Origin of the sequence: Salmonella sp. SAL4457, from assembly GCF_046548235.1 — a bacterium.
GTDB classification, from domain to species: domain Bacteria; phylum Pseudomonadota; class Gammaproteobacteria; order Enterobacterales; family Enterobacteriaceae; genus Salmonella; species Salmonella enterica.
The window spans coordinates 17,467-36,392 of the sequence record NZ_JBGDZO010000003.1 but is presented as its reverse complement, the minus strand read 5'-3'; the positions used below and the strand labels follow the sequence as shown (position 1 = coordinate 36,392).

At 43.7% G+C, this 18,926-nt stretch carries 19 protein-coding genes; 17 read left to right on the top strand and 2 right to left on the bottom strand.

Translation table 11 applies throughout. The features are described from left to right. Positions 1-166 precede the first annotated feature (166 nt). From ACLJNW_RS11295 to nei, 12 genes are all read left to right on the top strand, one after another. A complete protein-coding gene (locus ACLJNW_RS11295; RefSeq protein WP_010988980.1) occupies positions 167-502 on the top strand; it encodes a membrane protein in 336 nt (111 codons plus the stop codon). Between the two features lies 1 nt (position 503). Further along, the gene (locus ACLJNW_RS11290; RefSeq protein ID WP_001194239.1) at positions 504-1,244 is read left to right on the top strand and encodes a hypothetical protein; all 741 of its coding nucleotides are present in this window, start codon (positions 504-506) and stop codon (positions 1,242-1,244) included. A gap of 285 nt (positions 1,245-1,529) precedes the next feature. After that, a complete protein-coding gene (glf, locus tag ACLJNW_RS11285) occupies positions 1,530-2,681 on the top strand; it encodes a UDP-galactopyranose mutase (protein WP_001521816.1) in 1,152 nt (383 codons plus the stop codon). Next, positions 2,678-3,574: a glycosyltransferase gene (locus tag ACLJNW_RS11280; RefSeq protein WP_000973916.1), complete on the top strand. Its 897-nt coding sequence runs from the start codon at positions 2,678-2,680 to the stop codon at positions 3,572-3,574. The genes glf and ACLJNW_RS11280 overlap by 4 nt, the downstream gene beginning before the upstream one ends. 12 nt (positions 3,575-3,586) lie before the next feature. Beyond that, positions 3,587-4,720: a glycosyltransferase family 4 protein gene (locus ACLJNW_RS11275; RefSeq protein ID WP_000824901.1), complete on the top strand. Its 1,134-nt coding sequence runs from the start codon at positions 3,587-3,589 to the stop codon at positions 4,718-4,720. 128 nt (positions 4,721-4,848) lie between these two features. After that, entirely contained in the window at positions 4,849-5,619 is a 771-nt protein-coding gene (locus ACLJNW_RS11270) for an ABC transporter permease (protein WP_000998823.1), read from the top strand. Positions 5,620-5,622: 3 nt separating this feature from the next. Beyond that, the gene (locus ACLJNW_RS11265) at positions 5,623-6,333 is read left to right on the top strand and encodes an ABC transporter ATP-binding protein (protein ID WP_000702849.1); all 711 of its coding nucleotides are present in this window, start codon (positions 5,623-5,625) and stop codon (positions 6,331-6,333) included. Positions 6,334-6,426: 93 nt separating this feature from the next. Then, entirely contained in the window at positions 6,427-8,205 is a 1,779-nt protein-coding gene (locus tag ACLJNW_RS11260) for a glycosyltransferase (protein WP_000273737.1), read from the top strand. 192 nt (positions 8,206-8,397) lie between these two features. Continuing rightward, on the top strand, positions 8,398-9,231 hold the full coding sequence (locus tag ACLJNW_RS11255) for a glycosyltransferase family A protein (RefSeq protein WP_024154498.1): 834 nt from the start codon (positions 8,398-8,400) through the stop codon (positions 9,229-9,231). 57 nt (positions 9,232-9,288) lie between these two features. Continuing rightward, complete coding sequence (locus ACLJNW_RS11250; protein WP_077905583.1) at positions 9,289-11,184, top strand: HAD family hydrolase; 1,896 nt, start codon at positions 9,289-9,291, stop codon at positions 11,182-11,184. A 67-nt stretch (positions 11,185-11,251) separates the two neighbouring features. Then, a complete protein-coding gene (locus ACLJNW_RS11245; RefSeq protein ID WP_001145918.1) occupies positions 11,252-11,404 on the top strand; it encodes a hypothetical protein in 153 nt (50 codons plus the stop codon). Positions 11,405-11,437: 33 nt separating this feature from the next. Further along, positions 11,438-12,229: an endonuclease VIII gene (nei, locus tag ACLJNW_RS11240; RefSeq protein WP_001113968.1), complete on the top strand. Its 792-nt coding sequence runs from the start codon at positions 11,438-11,440 to the stop codon at positions 12,227-12,229. 54 nt (positions 12,230-12,283) lie between these two features. Here nei and ACLJNW_RS11235 read toward each other — a convergent pair whose 3' ends face one another. Further along, a complete protein-coding gene (locus tag ACLJNW_RS11235; RefSeq protein ID WP_001122057.1) occupies positions 12,284-13,330 on the bottom strand; it encodes an AbrB family transcriptional regulator in 1,047 nt (348 codons plus the stop codon). A gap of 136 nt (positions 13,331-13,466) precedes the next feature. Continuing rightward, entirely contained in the window at positions 13,467-14,750 is a 1,284-nt protein-coding gene (locus tag ACLJNW_RS11230) for a citrate synthase (protein ID WP_000785811.1), read from the bottom strand. 100 nt (positions 14,751-14,850) lie between these two features. Here ACLJNW_RS11230 and ACLJNW_RS11225 point away from each other — a divergent pair, with 100 nt between their 5' ends. From ACLJNW_RS11225 to sdhB, 5 genes are all read left to right on the top strand, one after another. Next, the gene (locus ACLJNW_RS11225) at positions 14,851-15,096 is read left to right on the top strand and encodes a hypothetical protein (protein ID WP_001539488.1); all 246 of its coding nucleotides are present in this window, start codon (positions 14,851-14,853) and stop codon (positions 15,094-15,096) included. Between the two features lie 393 nt (positions 15,097-15,489). Beyond that, positions 15,490-15,894, top strand: coding sequence for a succinate dehydrogenase cytochrome b556 subunit (gene sdhC, locus ACLJNW_RS11220; protein ID WP_000263340.1), 405 nt, complete (start codon positions 15,490-15,492; stop codon positions 15,892-15,894). Beyond that, positions 15,888-16,235, top strand: a complete 348-nt coding sequence (gene sdhD, locus ACLJNW_RS11215) for a succinate dehydrogenase membrane anchor subunit (protein WP_000254356.1) — start codon at positions 15,888-15,890, stop codon at positions 16,233-16,235. Before sdhC ends, sdhD begins: the two co-directional genes overlap by 7 nt. Then, positions 16,235-18,001 carry a succinate dehydrogenase flavoprotein subunit gene (gene sdhA, locus ACLJNW_RS11210; RefSeq protein ID WP_000775561.1) on the top strand — a complete coding sequence of 589 codons (1,767 nt, stop codon included), beginning with the start codon at positions 16,235-16,237 and terminating at the stop codon, positions 17,999-18,001. Before sdhD ends, sdhA begins: the two co-directional genes overlap by 1 nt. A gap of 16 nt (positions 18,002-18,017) precedes the next feature. Then, positions 18,018-18,734 carry a succinate dehydrogenase iron-sulfur subunit SdhB gene (gene sdhB / locus ACLJNW_RS11205; RefSeq protein ID WP_001537859.1) on the top strand — a complete coding sequence of 239 codons (717 nt, stop codon included), beginning with the start codon at positions 18,018-18,020 and terminating at the stop codon, positions 18,732-18,734. Positions 18,735-18,926 lie beyond the last annotated feature (192 nt).

The following is an 18,926-nucleotide window of genomic DNA, read 5'->3' as shown; positions in this document are numbered from 1 at the left end:
GAATCATATTGTTAAATCACAGAGAAGTCTGTTCAGGGAAAGCTGATTTACATAATCAACATATAAATCAATAGATTACTGTGTTTTCTATTTGTCATTTTGTACTCCGCACAGGGCAGAATTACCCTGCGGCAGGAGCATGTACTACTAGGGGGACTGACGGCCTGTGCAGCCGAAAAGCAGAACCGGACAGGGTGTCAGAGAGCAGTGTTTAGATAGGGCCAGACGTCATTTTTCATACAGACATGGAATGGCTCCCGGTCCACGAAAGGGTGCGGACATGTTGTTTCCACAACACGAAGCTGCCGTTGCTGGCGCAGTGCCGGGTCGGCAATGGCCAGAGGAGAACAATCTGATGACGCAAGAATATGCGGAAATGTCCACCGGAAGGGGGGGGACCAGTAAGTGCCGGTACAGTATGGGCGCAAAAATATTTTTGCTCCTGCTGGCGGTCTCCACCGTCGCAGCGTTGTTCAGCCTGTACCAGGTTCTGACGTACTGATATGCAGACGTTAACCAGAGTACTGCCGCCTCTCCGGCTGATTATGTTTTGTCAGTCAGGCGAAAATCCTACGCAGTTTCCGGATACCGGCGGCCTTTGCGTGGAGGACTGCGTTCGTCTCAGGACACCAGAAGGGCTGCTGGATCGGTTGCGTCGGTGGCCCGGCGCGATGGTGATATCCGCCGGACGGCCATCAACCCAGCTTCTGCTGTGGCAACAGGTTTTTCTGCGTTATCCGCGGACAGTGGTTTTTTGCAGCAGTAACGCGTTTTTACCGGTTGACGTCAGCGTGGAAGGTTACTTCCGCCATCTGAGGCTGATTAAACGCGCCATGTCGGTAAGGGTTCTGGCCAGAATGGCTGAGCTTGCCATATGGTCATCACTACAGACATCGCCTTACGAGGAGGAGATGAAAAGCGCGTTGAGCGTGCCGGAGCTGGTGATGGAGATAAACAGCCGCACGCTGGTCAGGTTACTGTCAGAGCGTCTGCCAAAACAGGGACGGCGGGTGCTGGGATTACTGTTGTCAGGCTGTAGCCCGGAAATGACGGCCCGTATGCTGGGAACCGGCGTGAGGCAGGTCTGGCTCGCGGAGCAGACGCTGAAACAACGCTGGGATATCCCGACAGGAGTACCGCTATCTGATGCGGTAAGAATAAGGATACCGGACGTCGGTCCGGACATCAGTCAACAGAGTGGGTTGGTAAAAACTGGGGCCGGTAACGCACCGGATTTATGCTGACAGCATATTTACATCATGCCGCGCGGTATTCAGACCCATAATGTTGCGTTCTGAATGAGTTATCTTCACAAAATAAATATGGCAATCATCGTTGTCCGGAAATACCGCATAACGTGTGACATTAATGAATCTGTAATCAGTGCGAGGGTTTACGCGCTGTGGCGGTAGCGTGGAATTATCTGGATGCGTTGAGTAAATTTCACTTTACCCTTCTGATATAAATGAAAATGGTTCTGGATAAACTATCTAATATTATCTGTGTCTGCGAACAGAGTGACAAAAATAATGCAACGTAAAAAGATACTAATTGTAGGTGCGGGCCTTTCAGGCGCAGTAATAGCACGCCAGTTAGCCGAGCAGGGACATGTAGTCAATATTATTGATCAACGTTCGCATATCGGTGGTAACGCTTATGATGCCCGAGATGAGCACACGGGTATTATGGTGCACGTTTATGGTCCTCATATTTTTCATACTGATAATGAAACTGTATGGAATTATGTAAATAAATACGCTGAGATGATGCCTTATATCAATAAAGTTAAGGCCACAGTAAATGGTCAGGTATTTTCTTTACCTATCAATCTTCATACCATCAATCAATTTTTTGGTGTCGCCTGCTCACCTGATGATGCCAGGAAATTACTGCTTCAAAAATGTGATAGCACCATTCTGGAACCACAAAATTTTGAGCAACAGGCCTTGCGTTTCATTGGTGAAGAGTTATATGAAGCCTTTTTTAAAGGTTATACCATTAAACAATGGGGGCTTCATCCTTCCGCGTTACCCGCTTCTGTATTGAAACGTATCCCTGTTCGCTTTAATTATGATGATAACTATTTCAATCATAAGTTTCAGGGAATACCAAAATTTGGTTATACACAAATGGTCAAGTCCATTGTCGAACACGAAAATATCGCTGTTGAACTATGTCGCTCCTTCACTCAGGAAATGCGGACAGATTATGATCATGTTTTTTTTAGTGGCGCGCTGGATGCCTTTTACTCCTGTCAATATGGCCGACTGGAATATCGTACATTAGACTTTAAAAAAATAATTTGCCAGAGTGATTATCAAGGATGCGCAGTAATGAATTATTGTTCAATAGATACTCCTTATACTCGGATTACTGAGCATAAATATTTTTCTCCGTGGGAGAGACATGAAGCTTCAATATGTTATCAAGAATATAGTCGGGAATGTGAAGCTGGTGATATACCCTACTATCCTGTTCGCAGGGCAGATAAAATGGATTTACTGAATAAATATCTGTCGCGGGCTAAAAAAGAAAAAAATATTACTTTCATTGGTCGTCTTGGCACTTATCGTTATCTCGATATGGACATCACGATAGCTGAAGCATTACAGACGGCGGATGTATACTTAACGTCGCTATATGAACAAAAAGAAATGCCAGCTTTTACAGTTACCGTTTGATGAAGTGTACAGCGCTAATCGTAACTTTTAACCGTCTTGAAAAATTAAAAAAAAGTGTGCGAGAGACTGTTAAGGCGGGTTTTTCCTCTATTGTTATCGTTAATAATGGCTCAAGCGACGGTACCAGGGAATGGCTTTCTTCATTAAGTGAACCTGGCATCACGATACTTAATCTTAAAGATAATCTTGGTGGTGCTGGCGGATTTAAAGTAGGTAGTCAATATATATGCTCATATAGTAATGCCGATTGGGTATTTTTCTATGATGATGATGCTTACCCGGAAATTAATATTTTAAAGCATTTCTCGTTATTAGATACCTCAAGATACCGTATATTTGCGTCGCGAGTTCAGGACACCTATGGGCGGTCTTGTCGGATGAATTTGCCTTTCATTAGGGTCCCATCTACGGTGTTTGAGACTATTTATTATGCGATGCGCCCAGAGAGGTTTTCTCCAGTAAGAACTCAGGTTACTGATGTTCAAACTGTGTCATTCGTTGGTATGATTATTGATCGAAAGGTATTGAATAACCATCTTAACGATATCCATGATGAACTTTTCCTTTATTATGATGATTTTTTCTTTGGTTATAAGCTAGTATTGTCCGGGCAGAAAATTCGTTACTCCCCAGAAATTAAATTTATTCATGATATCTCTATTCATGGAAAGTGTATCTGCCCCGAATGGAAAGTATATTATCTTTGTAGAAATTTGTTGCTGCTGAGAAAACTTTTACCCGTTCCCAGGATATTCAGTGTTCTTTCTATAGTGTTACGCCTCTCTAAATATCTCGCCATATTACCATGGCAGCGTAAGAAATTTCGTTATCTATATTTTATCTGGCAGGGAATACTTCATGGACTTAAAGGTATTAGTGGGAAATATCATTAGCAGGACGAAGAGATGAAAAGGTTATGTTATTTTGTAAATTCAGACTGGTACTTTGATTTACATTGGACAGAACGTGCGATAGCGGCAAGGGATGCGGGTTATGAAATTCATATCATAAGTCATTTTATTGGTGAAGAGATTATAAAAAAATTCAAAACGCTTGGTTTTATTTGTCACAATGTGTCTCTTGTTGCTCAGTCATTTAATATGTTTGTTTTTTTTAGAGCATTCCTTAACGCTCGGAAAATTATTAAAGAGATTAATCCTGACTTATTGCATTGTATTACGCTCAAACCTTGCCTGATTGGTGGGGTTAGCGCCAGGAGAAGTAATAGTCCAGTTGTTATCAGCTTTGTCGGACTTGGTCGAATCTTTTTATATAATACCGTGCCAATGAGAATATTGCGTGCGTTAACCGTTTTGGTTTACAAATATATTGCCGGTAATAAGCGTGGTGTTTTTATTTTTGAACATGATAAAGATCGACGAAAAATATCGCGTTTAGTAGGTATTGATTATCATAAAACTATCGTTATCGAAGGTGCTGGAATTAACCCGGATATTTATAAATTCTCTATAGAGAAAAAACATGAGATACCGATAGTCCTTTTTGCAAGCCGAATGTTATGGAGTAAAGGTCTTGGCGATCTCATTGAAGCAAAAAAGATCCTCAGACAAAAAAATATTCATTTTGTTTTAAATGTTGCAGGTATATTGGCCGAGGACGATAAAGATGCTATCCCTTTGGAGCTCATTCATCACTGGCATAATGAAGGACTAATTAACTGGCTGGGACGCTCTTCGAATGTATATGAGCTTATTCAGAAATCGAATATCGTTGCATTACCATCTATTTATCCGGAAGGAGTACCACGGCTTTTATTAGAGGCATCATCTGTAGGACGTGCATGTATTGCTTATGATACCGGCGGATGTGATAGCTTAATTATTCATAACTATAATGGGTTGATCGTGAAAAGTAATTCAGCTCAGGAGTTAGCGGTAGAATTAGAGTATTTGTTAAAAAATCCACAGATTCGCTTAGAGATGGGGGCGAATGGAAGAAAACGTGTAAAGGAATTGTTTTCCAGCATATTAGTCATTAATAAGACATTGCAAATTTATAAAGACACTATTGGTTGCTAACACCATAAAGTGCTTATGAAGTAGGTCAGTGTTTAGATAAATAGTATGTAAATATTATAGAAAATAAATAAGTTATATTTTCATATCGTTAAAGAATAAGTTCTTCAGGTAAAGGTGACACGGAAACAATGAATGATTTGAAAGAAGCTCTGGCCAGGCACCAACTTTGGATTTCGCTAGGTTGGAATGATGTCCTGGGACGATACCGGCGATCGGTGTTAGGGCCTTTTTGGATAACGATTTCGATGGGGGTCACCATATCAGCGATGGGACCTCTTTACGGTTCGCTGTTCAGTTCTGGTTCCGAAAATTTTATCATGCATCTTACTTTAGGTATGATCTTTTGGGCCTTTCTATCAGCAACTATTAATGAGTCATGCGGAATATTTAATGAGTCCGCATCAATTATTAAACAATCTGACCTTCCGCTATATTTATATATATTACGTGTTTTCTATCGGCAGTTTATGATTATGTTGCATAATTTTATCATTATACCTTTCGTGATTTTTTTTACCAATACATCGGTAAATCTTGATATTCTCCTTTTTATACCTGCAATTGTAATAACATCCATCTCATTAATTTCTACAGGTATGATTCTCGCCATTTTTTGCACAAGATATCGTGATATGGGACCGGTTGTTCAAAGTGTGGTAACGTTGTGTTTTTTTATAACTCCCATCATTTGGACATCGGAACAATTACCAAAGGGAAGAAAGGAATTTGTTGATTATAATATTTTTTATTACTTTATGGAGATGCTCAGGAAACCATTAATGGGAACTGTACCAGATGTAACTATATGGTTTTACACAATAATAACCTCTATTATTATGTTGATGGTCTCAACCTTAGTGTTGACTAAATATCGCTCAAGAATCGTATACTGGTTATAATTAATGAAAATCTCTTGCAAAAACGTTGGCGTAATACTCCCTATATTTAACTCCAGCCACCGTTCATTTAAAAAAACTTTTCTACAGGCTGCTTCAGGTGGACGAATTGGCTCATCGAATACCGGGATTATTGAAGTAGAGGCATTAAAAAAAATTGATTTTACGCTTACCGAAGGTAACCGTCTTGCGCTTATCGGACACAATGGTTCGGGCAAAACAACTCTTCTGAGAGTACTTGCAGGGGCCTATAAACCAACTTCAGGGAAATATGAATGTATTGGTCGAGTCACCAGCCTCATTGATCCCATGATGGGAATGGATGGTGAGCTTACCGGCCTGGAAAATATAAAACTGAGGGGACTATTTCTCGGTCTGTCAAAAAATGAAATAAAAAATATTACAGAAGATGTCATCGAGTTCAGCGAGTTAGGTGATTTTATTAAAATCCCCGTTAGAACGTATTCTAGTGGTATGGTTCTGAGGCTTGGTTTTTCTATTTCTACTGCAATTAATCCTGAAATTTTACTGATGGATGAATGGATGAGCGTGGGTGATAGTGATTTTAAAAGAAAAGCAGAGATGAGATTAAATAGCTTTATCTCTAAAGCGGGCATTATGGTAATGGCCACTCACGATGATGAACTGGCTAAATCTGTATGTAATAAGTTCATCAGGCTTGAGCACGGTGAGATAGTTAGCAAAGGCGGATTTTAATATTCTTATTGCAGTATTTATATCACTACGCGGTGAGAAATTTACTATTTTATAATAGCGTTACCCCAGATAATATAAATTTATAGGTTCGTTATGTATTTTTTACTTCAAAAAGTAATTTTACCAAACATTGATCTATGCACGGAAGAGCAGCTTTATTTCAGAACTCAGGGCGGGAAGTATAACTATACCTCACGTAACTTACTTGTTCCGCGTCATAAGGTTGCATATTTTGATACTTTTTTTAATGCATTCTCAATTAAGAAATGGAAAAAATATACAACCTTAACATCACTTTTTTTGCGGGTTAATATAATTGGTCGCGGAACTATAACTGTAAGGCATAAAGAGAATGGTGTCATTAGAGTATTAAAGCAAATTGATTTTAAATCGTCATGTAATATTAGTGATGAGATTGAGATTGATATATCAAAAATAAATTTTGGATATATCTATGTGGAGTGGCAATCAGACGAAGACTCTGTTTTAAATGGATTTGAATTTCTGACTAAAGATCATGTTAGTAAATCATCTATGGCTTTAGTTATAACAACTTATAATAGAAAAGAAGCTGTTACTAAAACAATCAATAGAATTAATAAAACACTCTTAACCCAGAGCGAATTTAAAGATCGTTTTAAATTGATTGTCGTTAATAATGGCGAGGCGATTAATCACCCGTCAGGAAACGGCATTATAGTTATCAATAATGAAAACCTCGGTGGGTCAGGCGGGTTTATGAGAGGTTTGATAGAGGCAGGGAAAATCAACGATGTCAAACATGTCATATTTATGGATGACGACGGCTCATGTGAAATTGAATCGATTTGTCGAACTCATGCTTTTTTACTGATGGCTAAAGACAAAAATACAGTTGTTACTGGCTGTATGCTTTTTGAAGATAACCCGGCAATCATACATGAATCTGGTGCCATATGGCATAGAGATTTTTTACATTACCCGGATAAACATTATCTGGATGCTCGGGAAATAGATTCTTTAGATACTTTTGATAATGAAAGAAAAATAGGCTACGGTGGATGGTGGTTTTTTGCCTTTAATATTAACGCTATTGAATATTACTCATTTCCTTTCTTTGTTCGTGGTGATGACCTGCTATTTGGATATATGCATAAAAAACATAATATTGTCACACTTAATGGTGTGGCTTCGTGGCAAATGGATTTTGAAAGAAAAATATCGGTTCTAAATAGCTATTTGAACTTCAGGACTGTTGCTGTACCTGCATTAATTAGTAAAAGAAAGTTTGCTGCACTACTGTTAAGTGTTTTCTTTGTGCGGGAAGTCTTTCTTGCGAGTTTTTCATGCCGCTATGAACTTGCCAGAGCAATGATTATGTCATATAACGATTGTCTTTCTGGACGGGAGTTTTGGGAAGATAATGTAGATCTTCTGGAGATAAGAAAAAGAATTAATGCAATAACTCATAATGAAAAATTCAATGTAGAAGGTATTGATATTGTTAATGGTTGTGTTGATTACCCATGTTCTGGTAAAGAAAAAGCCATCTACAAATTTTTTAGATGCATAACCCTTAATGGACACTTAATTCCAGCTTTCTTTTTAATTAAAAAACCAATCGTGGTTGATTATCGTCATTATCACCCTACTAAGTTTTCATTCCGGAGAATTACTATCTATCATTTAAATATAGAAAATGGCAAATTATTAAAACTTACCCACTCAAAAATGGAGTTTTTTAAAGTTATTATTAATGGTTTGTTTACGGCAGTCAAAAATTTTTATCGGTTTAAATCTGCAAAAAAAGAGATGAAAAATAGTTTGCCCTATCTTACCTCAAAGCTCTTTTGGTATAAAAAATTCAATAAAAAATCTGAAGATAAATATTAAACATGATGTAAGTGGTGTTGATGAGAATTATACCGATTTTTTAATTATATGACTATGATAATCTTAGGTATGGTTCTGTTGCTACACCTTATCTGGTGTCAGTCTAATAAAATATTATAATCCTTACCCAATGTCAGCATTTATTCATAGGGTGTTAATTTTTATATATACCGTAAAACGCGAAATCAGAATATGGAAAAGAGTCTTTTAGTTATTGTCCGACATAAACCTGGGCGTACTCGTCTATTAATGCGGGCCTTGCAATCCATTAATGACCAGACGTTCAAAAAAATAAATATCATCATTTTCTGCATGGAGGAAGAATTGAAATGTCACAATGTGGATGATTTTTATCTGAAAGAACTGTCAAATATATATAGTGTTATCTACGACGAAAGCTGTATCTTTAATGCTATTAAGATGTCTGAATCTAATTATTTATGCTTTATGGATGATGACGATTCCTGGGCCCCTGAATATGTGTCAAGGCTACTCAGTGTTTTGGCGAATATACAGTCAACGTATTCATCTGTAAATGCAATAGCATGCCATACAAATAAAGTTGCTGAGATTGCGGAAAATAATAGAATAATTATAAATTCAACGCAACCATGGAACCACTATTTAAATGCTGGCCCTGTTAGTTTTGATGTTATTTATTACAGGAATTCTATTCCACTTTCCTCGTGTTTATTCGATAAAAATTCTGTTATCGATATGATTGAAAGTCATAAATTATCCTCTCCTGCATTTTTCTGGCCTTTTTTTATTCATTACCTTGCAGAAAATGATGTTTGGATCTTACCTGAAGCACTGGCATTTTATCATTTCAGAGAAAATGATGACTTTGAATTTGGCAATTATACCGTAATTAACAATGAGTTATTTGATATAGAATGCAAAATTGCAGAAAATAAAATGATGAGAAGTATTGATGACTCATTATTGCTCAATGTGTTACTTTCAAATATTGCTAACAATAGTCTTTTTCATAAAATTTCTTATATTGAAAATAAGATTAAATAAAATATGGATATGAACTTTAAAAAATACAAGACCGTAAGCTTTGATATCTTTGATACATTGGTTAGCCGGAGGATTTACCGTCCCAGAGATTTGTTTTCATTAATGCAATCAACTTTAGCAACTGAGAAATTTTTTATATCAGCGTACGAGATTGGTATTATTGATAATTTCCCAGAGATAAGAGTTCAGGCGGAAGTAAGTGCCAGAGAGAATAGGGTCAGGCGTTTTGGCGGCGAGCCGGAAATACTTATATCTGAAATATACGATGAAATTTTAAAAAAGCATCCGCAGCTTTCACCAGCGACAGTAAAAAAGATAATCGATCTGGAAATACAAATGGAGAAGATTGTTTTATATAAAAATGCGCGTGGAAGCTGTTTGTTTGAAAAGGCTATTAGTGATGGTTGCAAAGTCATTTTAATTAGTGATATGTACCTTCCATCAGCAATATTAAAGGAGTTGTTAACATCATGTGGCTATGATATCAGTAACATTCCAGTTTATTCATCTGGCGAAGAGCGGTACTCTAAAAATAGTGGTAAATTATTTTCAATAGTCAAGAAAAATGAAAATGTAGATATTGCATCGTGGATACATGTTGGCGACAATGTTCATGCTGATATACTGAATGCTAAAAAACTCGGCATAAATACTCTCCATGCTGATTGGTCAGAGTATAATCATGGGATATCTAATCATTGGAAAGCTAAAGATATTATTGGTGAATCTATTTGTAAGACTTTATTACTTAAACAAGTTTCTGCTTTCCATCAAAATGATCCTTTAAACGAGATAGGATTTAAAGTATTTGGTCCGTTATTATTAGGTTATGTATCCTGGTTAGCGAATCAGTTAAAGATTCATAAAATTGATAAAGCGCTTTTTTTAGCACGCGATGCTCACTTAATCTATAAAATTTATAATGAATACTTTTCAGAAGAACATGTAAAATGTGAATATTTATATATATCCCGCGCATCAGCTTATATGGTGGGGATGACTGATTGGCCGATGCACAGGATTTGGCATCTTTTTGGTGGTAAGAATAAGAAAAGTATTAAAAAGATACTTGCTATCGCGGGGTTAGATGCGAGTGAGCATATTTCAGATATACATCATGTTGGTTTTCCTGACGAGGAGTATATTCCTGTTTCAGGAGAGGAACATAAGGTTCACTGGCTTATAAATAAATTATTTCCATATATTTTATTAAAAAATACTCAGCACAGGGAAGTTTACGCTGATTACTTTAAAACGGCCTGTGAAGGTTTTAAAAATATAGCACTTATCGATGTAGGATGGATGGGTAATATTCAATCAGTATTTGCTCGTTCTTTAGGTGCGCAATGGGCAGAAAAACAAATTCATGGGTTTTATTTGGCAACTTTTTCTGGCGCCAATGATAACCGATCTATTTATAATAAGATGTTTGGTTGGCTAACCAACTATGGCCATCCCCACGATAAGTGTGAACTTTTCTTATCAGGAGGGGTGGAAATAATGGAGTTCGCTATGGCTGATAATACTGGGTCAACAATTGGCTATAAAAAAACGGATAATGGAATAATTCCTGTACGTGAAGATAGCAGTGGTTCTGAAATTGAGTATTTAAAAAAAGCGGCAAGATTGCAATCAGGGATTATTTCTTTTTTTGAGTACGTCAAACCGCTCATACAAAAAGGAAATTATGCAGCACTTAGTAGTGTTGTATTGTCAGAACCTTTTTTTGAATTGATAGCCAGACCCTCAAGCGCTCAACTGGACGCCTTATCTTCCCTCACACATTCAGAGTCCGCGGGATCTAACGCAGAAAGAATCGTGCTAGCCAAGAAACTGCCTTTAAAGGATAAACTTTTTCCCGGAGAAAATTATATCAAAGAGTTGAATGCCAGTTATTGGAAAGAAGGCTTTAAAAGGATCAACAGAAAAAAATTTTGGGCAAAATATAACTAAGCGTCATTTAATTCCGGTAGGCAGACAATCATTATTGGGCGCTCGCCCGACAAGGGCTGAGTCGATTATGCCCTGGCGCGATCATGTTAACCCTGACGGGGAAGTGGTCTCGTGCTGCGATAATGTTATTATCACTGGATACCACCGCCTGTTTGTCCATCCGCTGTGGATGTTCATTATGGCGTTCGATGTGCATTCCAGACAGTCAGAGGCGGTGTAGTCCATTAATCAACTGTTAACAAAGGATATTATCATGCCTGAAGGCCCGGAAATTCGTCGTGCGGCGGATAATCTGGAGGCGGCAATCAAAGGCAAACCCTTAACCGATGTCTGGTTTGCCTTTGCACAGTTAAAACCGTATGAATCGCAGCTTACCGGTCAACTTGTTACCCGGATAGAGACGCGGGGAAAAGCGTTATTGACCCACTTTTCAAATGGCCTGACGCTCTACAGCCACAACCAACTCTATGGCGTATGGCGGGTGATCGATACTGGTGAAATACCGCAGACCACGCGTATATTGCGCGTCAGGCTACAAACGGCGGATAAAACTATTCTGCTTTATAGCGCGTCTGATATCGAAATGCTGACAGCAGAGCAGCTCACGACGCACCCCTTTTTACAGCGAGTCGGTCCGGATGTGCTGGACGCGCGTCTCACTCCGGAAGAGGTTAAAGCTCGATTGCTGTCGCCGCGTTTTCGCAACCGACAATTTTCCGGGCTGTTGCTGGATCAGGCCTTTCTGGCGGGACTGGGGAATTATCTGCGCGTTGAAATCCTCTGGCAGGTAGGGTTAACCGGACAGCATAAAGCGAAAGATCTCAACGAGGCGCAACTGAATGCGCTTTCTCACGCGCTGTTGGATATTCCGCGCCTTTCCTACACTACTCGCGGTCAGGCGGATGAGAACAAGCATCATGGCGCACTGTTTCGCTTTAAGGTTTTCCACCGTGACGGCGAAGTGTGCGAGCGGTGCGGCGGCATTATTGAAAAGACAACACTGTCCTCACGCCCGTTTTACTGGTGCCCGCATTGCCAGAAATAGCCGGAACCGCCATCGGCGAGCGGCTATTGCCTGATGGCGCGACGCTTATCAGCCCTACAAAGGTTGTTTGGGCGCATAGGTTGATATAAAACGGGCCACTGCTGGCCCAGTTAACAGAATGCTGAACAGCCGTAGGGTTTGCATTGCCATGATGAGCGCCATATCGGCACTGCTTCCTGCCGCGATCGCGGCAACCGTATCCAGACCACCGGGACTGGTGGCAAGATAAGCCGTCATAAAATCAATCTGCATGTAGTAAGCCATTCCCCACGCCATCGCGGCGCAAATCGCCATCAGCGCGAAAATTGACAATAAGATTTGCGGCAATGGCCGCAGCGCCATAAAAAACACCTGTCTGTCAAAACCCAGCCCAATACGCCAGCCTATCGCCATATACGCCACGGCCAGCAGCCATTCGGGTAATTCAATCTCAATGATGCCTTGCGAATGGAGAAGCGCGCCTGCCAACATGGGGAGCAGCATCGTGCCGGAAGGGATACGCATCAGGCGACCGGCAATGCCCGCCACGATCGCTAATAACAGCGTCGTCAATACATTACCGCTAAGCGGCGGAAACCAGATCACCTGTTGGCTGACCGCTGCCGCGCTGTCGCCGAGTATCAGGCGTGTCACCAGCACCGCCGCGCCAGCCACAAACAGTACCCGTAGATACTGCATAAACGCCACCAGGCGGATATCCGCCCCGTAATCTTGCGCCATCGCTACCATTGCCGCCGCGCCGCCCGGCGAAGACCCCCATGCGCCGGTGTTGCCGGGCAGCGAGCTGTAACGTACCAGCAGCCAGCCGACTACCGCGCTGGAAAGCAGCGTCACCAGCAACACTAAAAGCACGACCGGCCAGTAGAGGGCGAGGGTGGTCAATATCGAACCGGTTAGATTTTGGGCGATCATACAGCCGAGAATTGCCTGCGCGGCGAGAAAAATACCGCGCGGAAGTTGTAGCGTACTACCTCGCAAACTCAACACGATACCCGCAATCATTGGACCGAGCAGCATTGCCGCCGGAAGGTGCAGATAGAGAAAAATAAGGGAAATGAGCAGCGATAACAGGAACAACAAAAACCACTGCAGAATCGGCATTCCATGCTCCCTGAATGATATTTAGCGAAACCTTAATTAATCATAGAGAGTAACGGGGTAAGAATAAAATAATGAGGATAAGAAAAAAGGGAAAATGTACCGGATGGCGAGGGTTGCCTCGCCATCCGGTTGTCAATTAACGCTTCAGCGCCGATTTAAAATCGCGTTTATCGTAGCCGGTATACAGCTGACGAGGACGGGCGATTTTCATGCCGTCAGTGTGCATTTCATTCCAGTGTGCAATCCAGCCAACGGTACGCGCCATGGCGAAGATCACGGTGAACATCGAAGATGGAATGCCCATCGCTTTCAGAATGATGCCGGAGTAGAAGTCTACGTTCGGGTACAGTTTCTTCTCGATGAAGTACGGGTCGTTGAGCGCAATGTGCTCAAGCTCCATCGCCACTTCCAGCAGATCGTCTTTGGTGCCCAGCTCTTTCAGCACTTCGTGGCAGGTTTCACGCATCACGGTGGCGCGCGGATCGTAGTTTTTGTAAACACGGTGACCGAAGCCCATCAGGCGGAAAGAATCATTCTTGTCTTTCGCACGGCGAACAAATTCCGGAATGTGTTTAACAGAGCTGATTTCTTCCAGCATTTTCAGCGCGGCTTCGTTGGCGCCGCCGTGCGCGGGTCCCCACAGGGAGGCGATCCCGGCGGCAATGCAGGCGAACGGGTTGGCGCCGCTTGAACCTGCGGTACGTACCGTTGACGTAGAGGCGTTCTGCTCATGGTCAGCGTGCAGGATCAGAATACGGTCCATTGCGCGCTCCAGTACCGGATTCACTTCATAGGTTTCACACGGCGTGGAGAACATCATGTTCAGGAAGTTACCGGCGTAGGAAAGGTCGTTGCGCGGATAAACAAACGGCTGACCGATGGAATATTTGTAACACATCGCCGCCATGGTCGGCATTTTGGACAGCAGGCGGAACGCCGCGATTTCACGGTGGCGCGGATTGTTCACATCCAGCGAGTCGTGGTAGAACGCCGCCAGCGCGCCAGTGATCCCGCACATTACCGCCATCGGATGTGAGTCGCGACGGAAAGCATGGAACAGGCGAGTGATTTGCTCATGGATCATCGTATGGCGGGTGACTGTCGTTCTGAACTCGTCATACTCTTCCTGCGTCGGTTTTTCGCCATACAGCAGGATGTAACAGACTTCCAGATAGTTGGAATCGGTAGCAAGCTGGTCAATCGGGAAACCGCGATGCAACAAAATGCCTTCGTCGCCGTCGATGAAGGTGATTTTAGATTCGCAGGATGCGGTAGAGGTGAAACCAGGGTCAAAAGTAAAAACTCCTTTTGAACCGAGACTACGAATATCAATAACATCTTGACCGAGTGTACCTTTTAGCACATCCAGTTCAATAGCAGTATCACCAGTAAGGGTGATTTTTGCCTTTGTATCAGCCATTTACGGTCTCCTTAGCGCCTTATTGCTTAAGACTGCCGGAACTCAGACTTGCCTTCTACACGTCATCTTCCTCGTCGTTAGTGCAGGGAAGATTCTGTGTATGCATCAATCAACCGTTACCAGTTTGTTATTTGGCTCGCCGCTCTGTGAAAGAGGGGATGACCTGGGTACAGAGCAATGGGCGCTTGCAGGTAACGGCTTGATTAATTTCGAATTAGCAGCAAATCAGGAACGTAGCAATCCGAGTAATGTAACCTGTCTATCACTAATAACTGTCCTGAAAGAATGGGTCAATATCATTGTACTGTTGCATAACTTATTAACAGGTGAAAGAGTGACCCCATAACTTTTACGCATTATATGCTTTTTCTGGTGTTGTTTGTAACAATTTTGTTTAATGTTTGTCAAATCAGATGATTGAAAATTAAAAAAATGTTGTTATCGTGACCTGTGTCACTGTTCAGGATAAAACCCGACAAACTATATGTAGGTTAATTGTAATGATTTTGTGAACGTCCTATACTGCCGCCAGGTCTCCGGAATACCCTGCAATCCCGAGCCACCCAGCGTTGTAACGTGTCGTTTTAGCTACTGGAAGCAGTGTTTTACATGACGCGCAGTTATAGAAAGGACGCTGTCTGACCCGCACGCAGACCGGAGGAAGGAAATCCCGTCGTCTTTCTGGCTACAGGTAGATTCACCTCTGTAACCGAAGTCTTAAGGGAATAATAAGAACAGCATGTGGGCGTTATTCATGATAAGAAATGTGAAAAAACAAAGACCTGTCAATCTGGATCTACAAACGATTCGGTTCCCCATCACAGCGATAGCGTCCATTCTCCATCGCGTATCCGGTGTGATTACTTTCATCGCAGTCGGCATACTACTGTGGCTACTGGGCACCAGCCTCTCTTCTCCGGAAGGATTCCAGCAGGCCGCCGATATCATGGACGGCTTCATCGTTAAATTTATCATGTGGGGCATCCTTACCGCGCTGGCGTATCACGTCATCGTGGGAATTCGTCACATGTTAATGGATTTTGGCTATCTGGAAGAAACATTCGAAGCGGGTCAACGCTCTGCCAAAATCTCTTTTGTTATCACTGTCGTGCTTTCACTTCTCGCAGGAGTCCTCGTATGGTAAGCAACGCCTCCGCATTAGGACGCAATGGCGTACATGACTTCATCCTGGTCCGTGCTACCGCTATCGTTCTGACGTTATACATCATCTACATGGTGGGTTTTTTCGCCACGAGCGGCGAACTGACCTTTGAAGCCTGGACCGGTTTCTTCTCATCGGCCTTCACCAAAGTCTTCACCCTGCTGGCGCTTTTTTCCATCTTGATTCATGCCTGGATCGGCATGTGGCAGGTGTTAACCGACTACGTTAAACCACTGGCAGTGCGTCTGATACTGCAACTCGTTATTGTTGTTGCGCTGGTGGTTTACGTCATCTATGGATTTGTTGTGGTGTGGGGTGTGTAATGAAACTGCCAGTCAGAGAATTTGATGCTGTTGTGATTGGTGCCGGTGGCGCAGGTATGCGCGCGGCGCTGCAAATTTCCCAGAGCGGCCAAACCTGTGCGCTGCTCTCGAAAGTCTTCCCGACCCGTTCCCATACCGTTTCCGCGCAGGGCGGTATCACCGTGGCGCTCGGCAATACCCATGAAGATAACTGGGAATGGCACATGTACGACACCGTAAAAGGGTCGGACTACATTGGTGACCAGGATGCCATCGAATATATGTGTAAGACCGGACCGGAAGCGATTCTGGAACTGGAGCACATGGGGTTACCGTTCTCCCGTCTTGATGATGGACGTATCTATCAGCGCCCGTTCGGTGGCCAGTCGAAAAACTTTGGCGGCGAGCAGGCGGCACGTACCGCGGCAGCGGCTGACCGTACCGGTCACGCCTTGCTACATACGCTGTATCAACAGAATTTGAAAAACCACACCACGATTTTCTCCGAATGGTATGCGCTGGATCTGGTGAAAAACCAGGATGGCGCGGTGGTAGGGTGTACCGCACTGTGCATCGAAACCGGTGAAGTGGTGTACTTCAAAGCTCGCGCGACGGTGCTGGCGACCGGCGGCGCAGGCCGTATCTACCAGTCCACCACCAACGCTCATATCAATACCGGTGACGGTGTCGGTATGGCGCTGCGTGCCGGTGTCCCGGTGCAGGATATGGAAATGTGGCAGTTCCACCCGACCGGCATCGCCGGGGCGGGTGTGCTGGTGACAGAAGGCTGCCGCGGCGAAGGCGGTTACCTGTTGAACAAACACGGCGAGCGCTTTATGGAGCGTTATGCGCCGAACGCCAAAGACCTGGCGGGTCGTGACGTGGTGGCGCGTTCCATCATGATCGAAATCCGTGAAGGCCGCGGCTGCGATGGTCCGTGGGGGCCGCACGCTAAACTGAAACTGGATCACCTGGGTAAAGAGGTGCTGGAATCTCGCCTGCCGGGTATCCTGGAGCTGTCCCGCACTTTCGCCCACGTTGACCCTGTGAAAGAGCCGATTCCGGTTATCCCGACCTGCCACTACATGATGGGCGGTATTCCGACTAAAGTGACCGGTCAGGCGCTAACCGTGAACGAGCAGGGCGAAGACGTGGTGATTCCGGGGCTGTTTGCGGTAGGCGAAATCGCCTGTGTATCGGTTCACGGCGCCAACCGTCTGGGCGGTAACTCACTGCTGGATCTGGTGGTCTTTGGCCGCGCGGCGGGGCTGCATTTACAGGAATCCATCGCCGAGCAGGGCGTGCTGCGCGACGCCAGCGAGTCTGACGTTGAAGGTTCTCTGGAGCGCCTGAATCGCTGGAACAATAACCGCAATGGCGAAGATCCGGTGGCTATCCGCAAAGCGTTGCAGGAGTGTATGCAGCATAACTTCTCCGTATTCCGTGAAGGCGACGCGATGGCGAAAGGGCTTGAGCAGTTGAAAGTGATCCGCGAGCGTCTGAAAAACGCCCGTCTGGATGACACGTCCAGCGAGTTTAATACCCAGCGTGTTGAGTGTCTGGAGCTGGATAACCTGATGGAAACCGCCTACGCCACTGCCGTATCAGCCAACTTCCGAACGGAAAGCCGCGGCGCGCATAGCCGCTTCGATTTCCCGGAGCGTGATGATGCCAACTGGTTGTGTCATACCCTGTATCAGCCGCAAACGGAATCCATGACGCGCCGAAGCGTCAATATGGAGCCGAAACTGCGTCCGGCGTTCCCGCCGAAGATTCGTACTTATTAATTGCGGAGACAGGATGATGAAACTCGAATTTTCGATTTATCGTTATAACCCGGATGTCGATAACGCTCCGCGTATGCAGGATTACACCCTGGAAGGCGAAGAAGGGCGCGACATGATGCTGCTGGATGCGTTAATCCAGCTTAAAGAAAAAGATCCCAGCCTTTCTTTCCGCCGTTCCTGCCGCGAAGGTGTGTGCGGTTCTGATGGTTTGAATATGAACGGTAAGAATGGTCTGGCCTGTATTACCCCTATTTCGGCGCTGACTCAGCCGGGTAAGAAGATTGTGATTCGCCCGCTGCCCGGTTTGCCGGTGATCCGCGATTTGGTGGTAGACATGGGGCAATTCTACGCACAATATGAGAAGATTAAGCCTTACTTATTGAATAATGGGCAAAATCCACCGGCTCGTGAGCATCTGCAGATGCCGGAGCAGCGTGAAAAACTCGATGGGCTGTATGAATGTATTCTTTGCGCCTGTTGCTCAACATCCTGCCCGTCATTCTGGTGGAACCCGGATAAGTTTATCGGTCCGGCGGGGCTGCTCGCGGCGTATCGATTCCTGATCGATAGTCGTGATACCGAGACCGACAGTCGTCTGGAAGGGATGAGCGATGCATTCAGCGTATTCCGCTGTCACAGCATTATGAACTGCGTCAGTGTATGTCCTAAGGGACTGAACCCGACGCGCGCTATCGGCCATATTAAGTCGATGCTGTTGCAGCGTAGCGCATAAGTAGTTGTAGTGGTTGCCGGATGGCGACGTACCGTCTTATCCGGCCTACAGGTTACGTATTCTGTAGGCCTGATAAGCCAGGCGCCATCGGGCAATAGAAGTGCAGGAAACCTCTAAAAACTGCCATATGATTAGTAATAATCGAGATGTTCAGAGCGAGACAAGGCGCGGTCTGAACGAATCTTCGGGAGC

Coding starts and splice junctions, on each gene's coding strand:
- ACLJNW_RS11290 (WP_001194239.1), top strand. CDS start 504: ATGCAGACGTTAACCAGAGTACTGCCGCCTCTCCGGCTGATTATGTTT.
- glf (WP_001521816.1), top strand. CDS start 1,530: ATGCAACGTAAAAAGATACTAATTGTAGGTGCGGGCCTTTCAGGCGCA.
- ACLJNW_RS11275 (WP_000824901.1), top strand. CDS start 3,587: ATGAAAAGGTTATGTTATTTTGTAAATTCAGACTGGTACTTTGATTTA.
- ACLJNW_RS11270 (WP_000998823.1), top strand. CDS start 4,849: ATGAATGATTTGAAAGAAGCTCTGGCCAGGCACCAACTTTGGATTTCG.
- ACLJNW_RS11265 (WP_000702849.1), top strand. CDS start 5,623: ATGAAAATCTCTTGCAAAAACGTTGGCGTAATACTCCCTATATTTAAC.
- ACLJNW_RS11260 (WP_000273737.1), top strand. CDS start 6,427: ATGTATTTTTTACTTCAAAAAGTAATTTTACCAAACATTGATCTATGC.
- ACLJNW_RS11255 (WP_024154498.1), top strand. CDS start 8,398: ATGGAAAAGAGTCTTTTAGTTATTGTCCGACATAAACCTGGGCGTACT.
- ACLJNW_RS11245 (WP_001145918.1), top strand. CDS start 11,252: ATGCCCTGGCGCGATCATGTTAACCCTGACGGGGAAGTGGTCTCGTGC.
- nei (WP_001113968.1), top strand. CDS start 11,438: ATGCCTGAAGGCCCGGAAATTCGTCGTGCGGCGGATAATCTGGAGGCG.
- ACLJNW_RS11235 (WP_001122057.1), bottom strand. CDS start 13,330: ATGCCGATTCTGCAGTGGTTTTTGTTGTTCCTGTTATCGCTGCTCATT.
- ACLJNW_RS11230 (WP_000785811.1), bottom strand. CDS start 14,750: ATGGCTGATACAAAGGCAAAAATCACCCTTACTGGTGATACTGCTATT.
- ACLJNW_RS11225 (WP_001539488.1), top strand. CDS start 14,851: ATGCATCAATCAACCGTTACCAGTTTGTTATTTGGCTCGCCGCTCTGT.
- sdhC (WP_000263340.1), top strand. CDS start 15,490: ATGTGGGCGTTATTCATGATAAGAAATGTGAAAAAACAAAGACCTGTC.
- sdhD (WP_000254356.1), top strand. CDS start 15,888: ATGGTAAGCAACGCCTCCGCATTAGGACGCAATGGCGTACATGACTTC.
- sdhA (WP_000775561.1), top strand. CDS start 16,235: ATGAAACTGCCAGTCAGAGAATTTGATGCTGTTGTGATTGGTGCCGGT.
- sdhB (WP_001537859.1), top strand. CDS start 18,018: ATGAAACTCGAATTTTCGATTTATCGTTATAACCCGGATGTCGATAAC.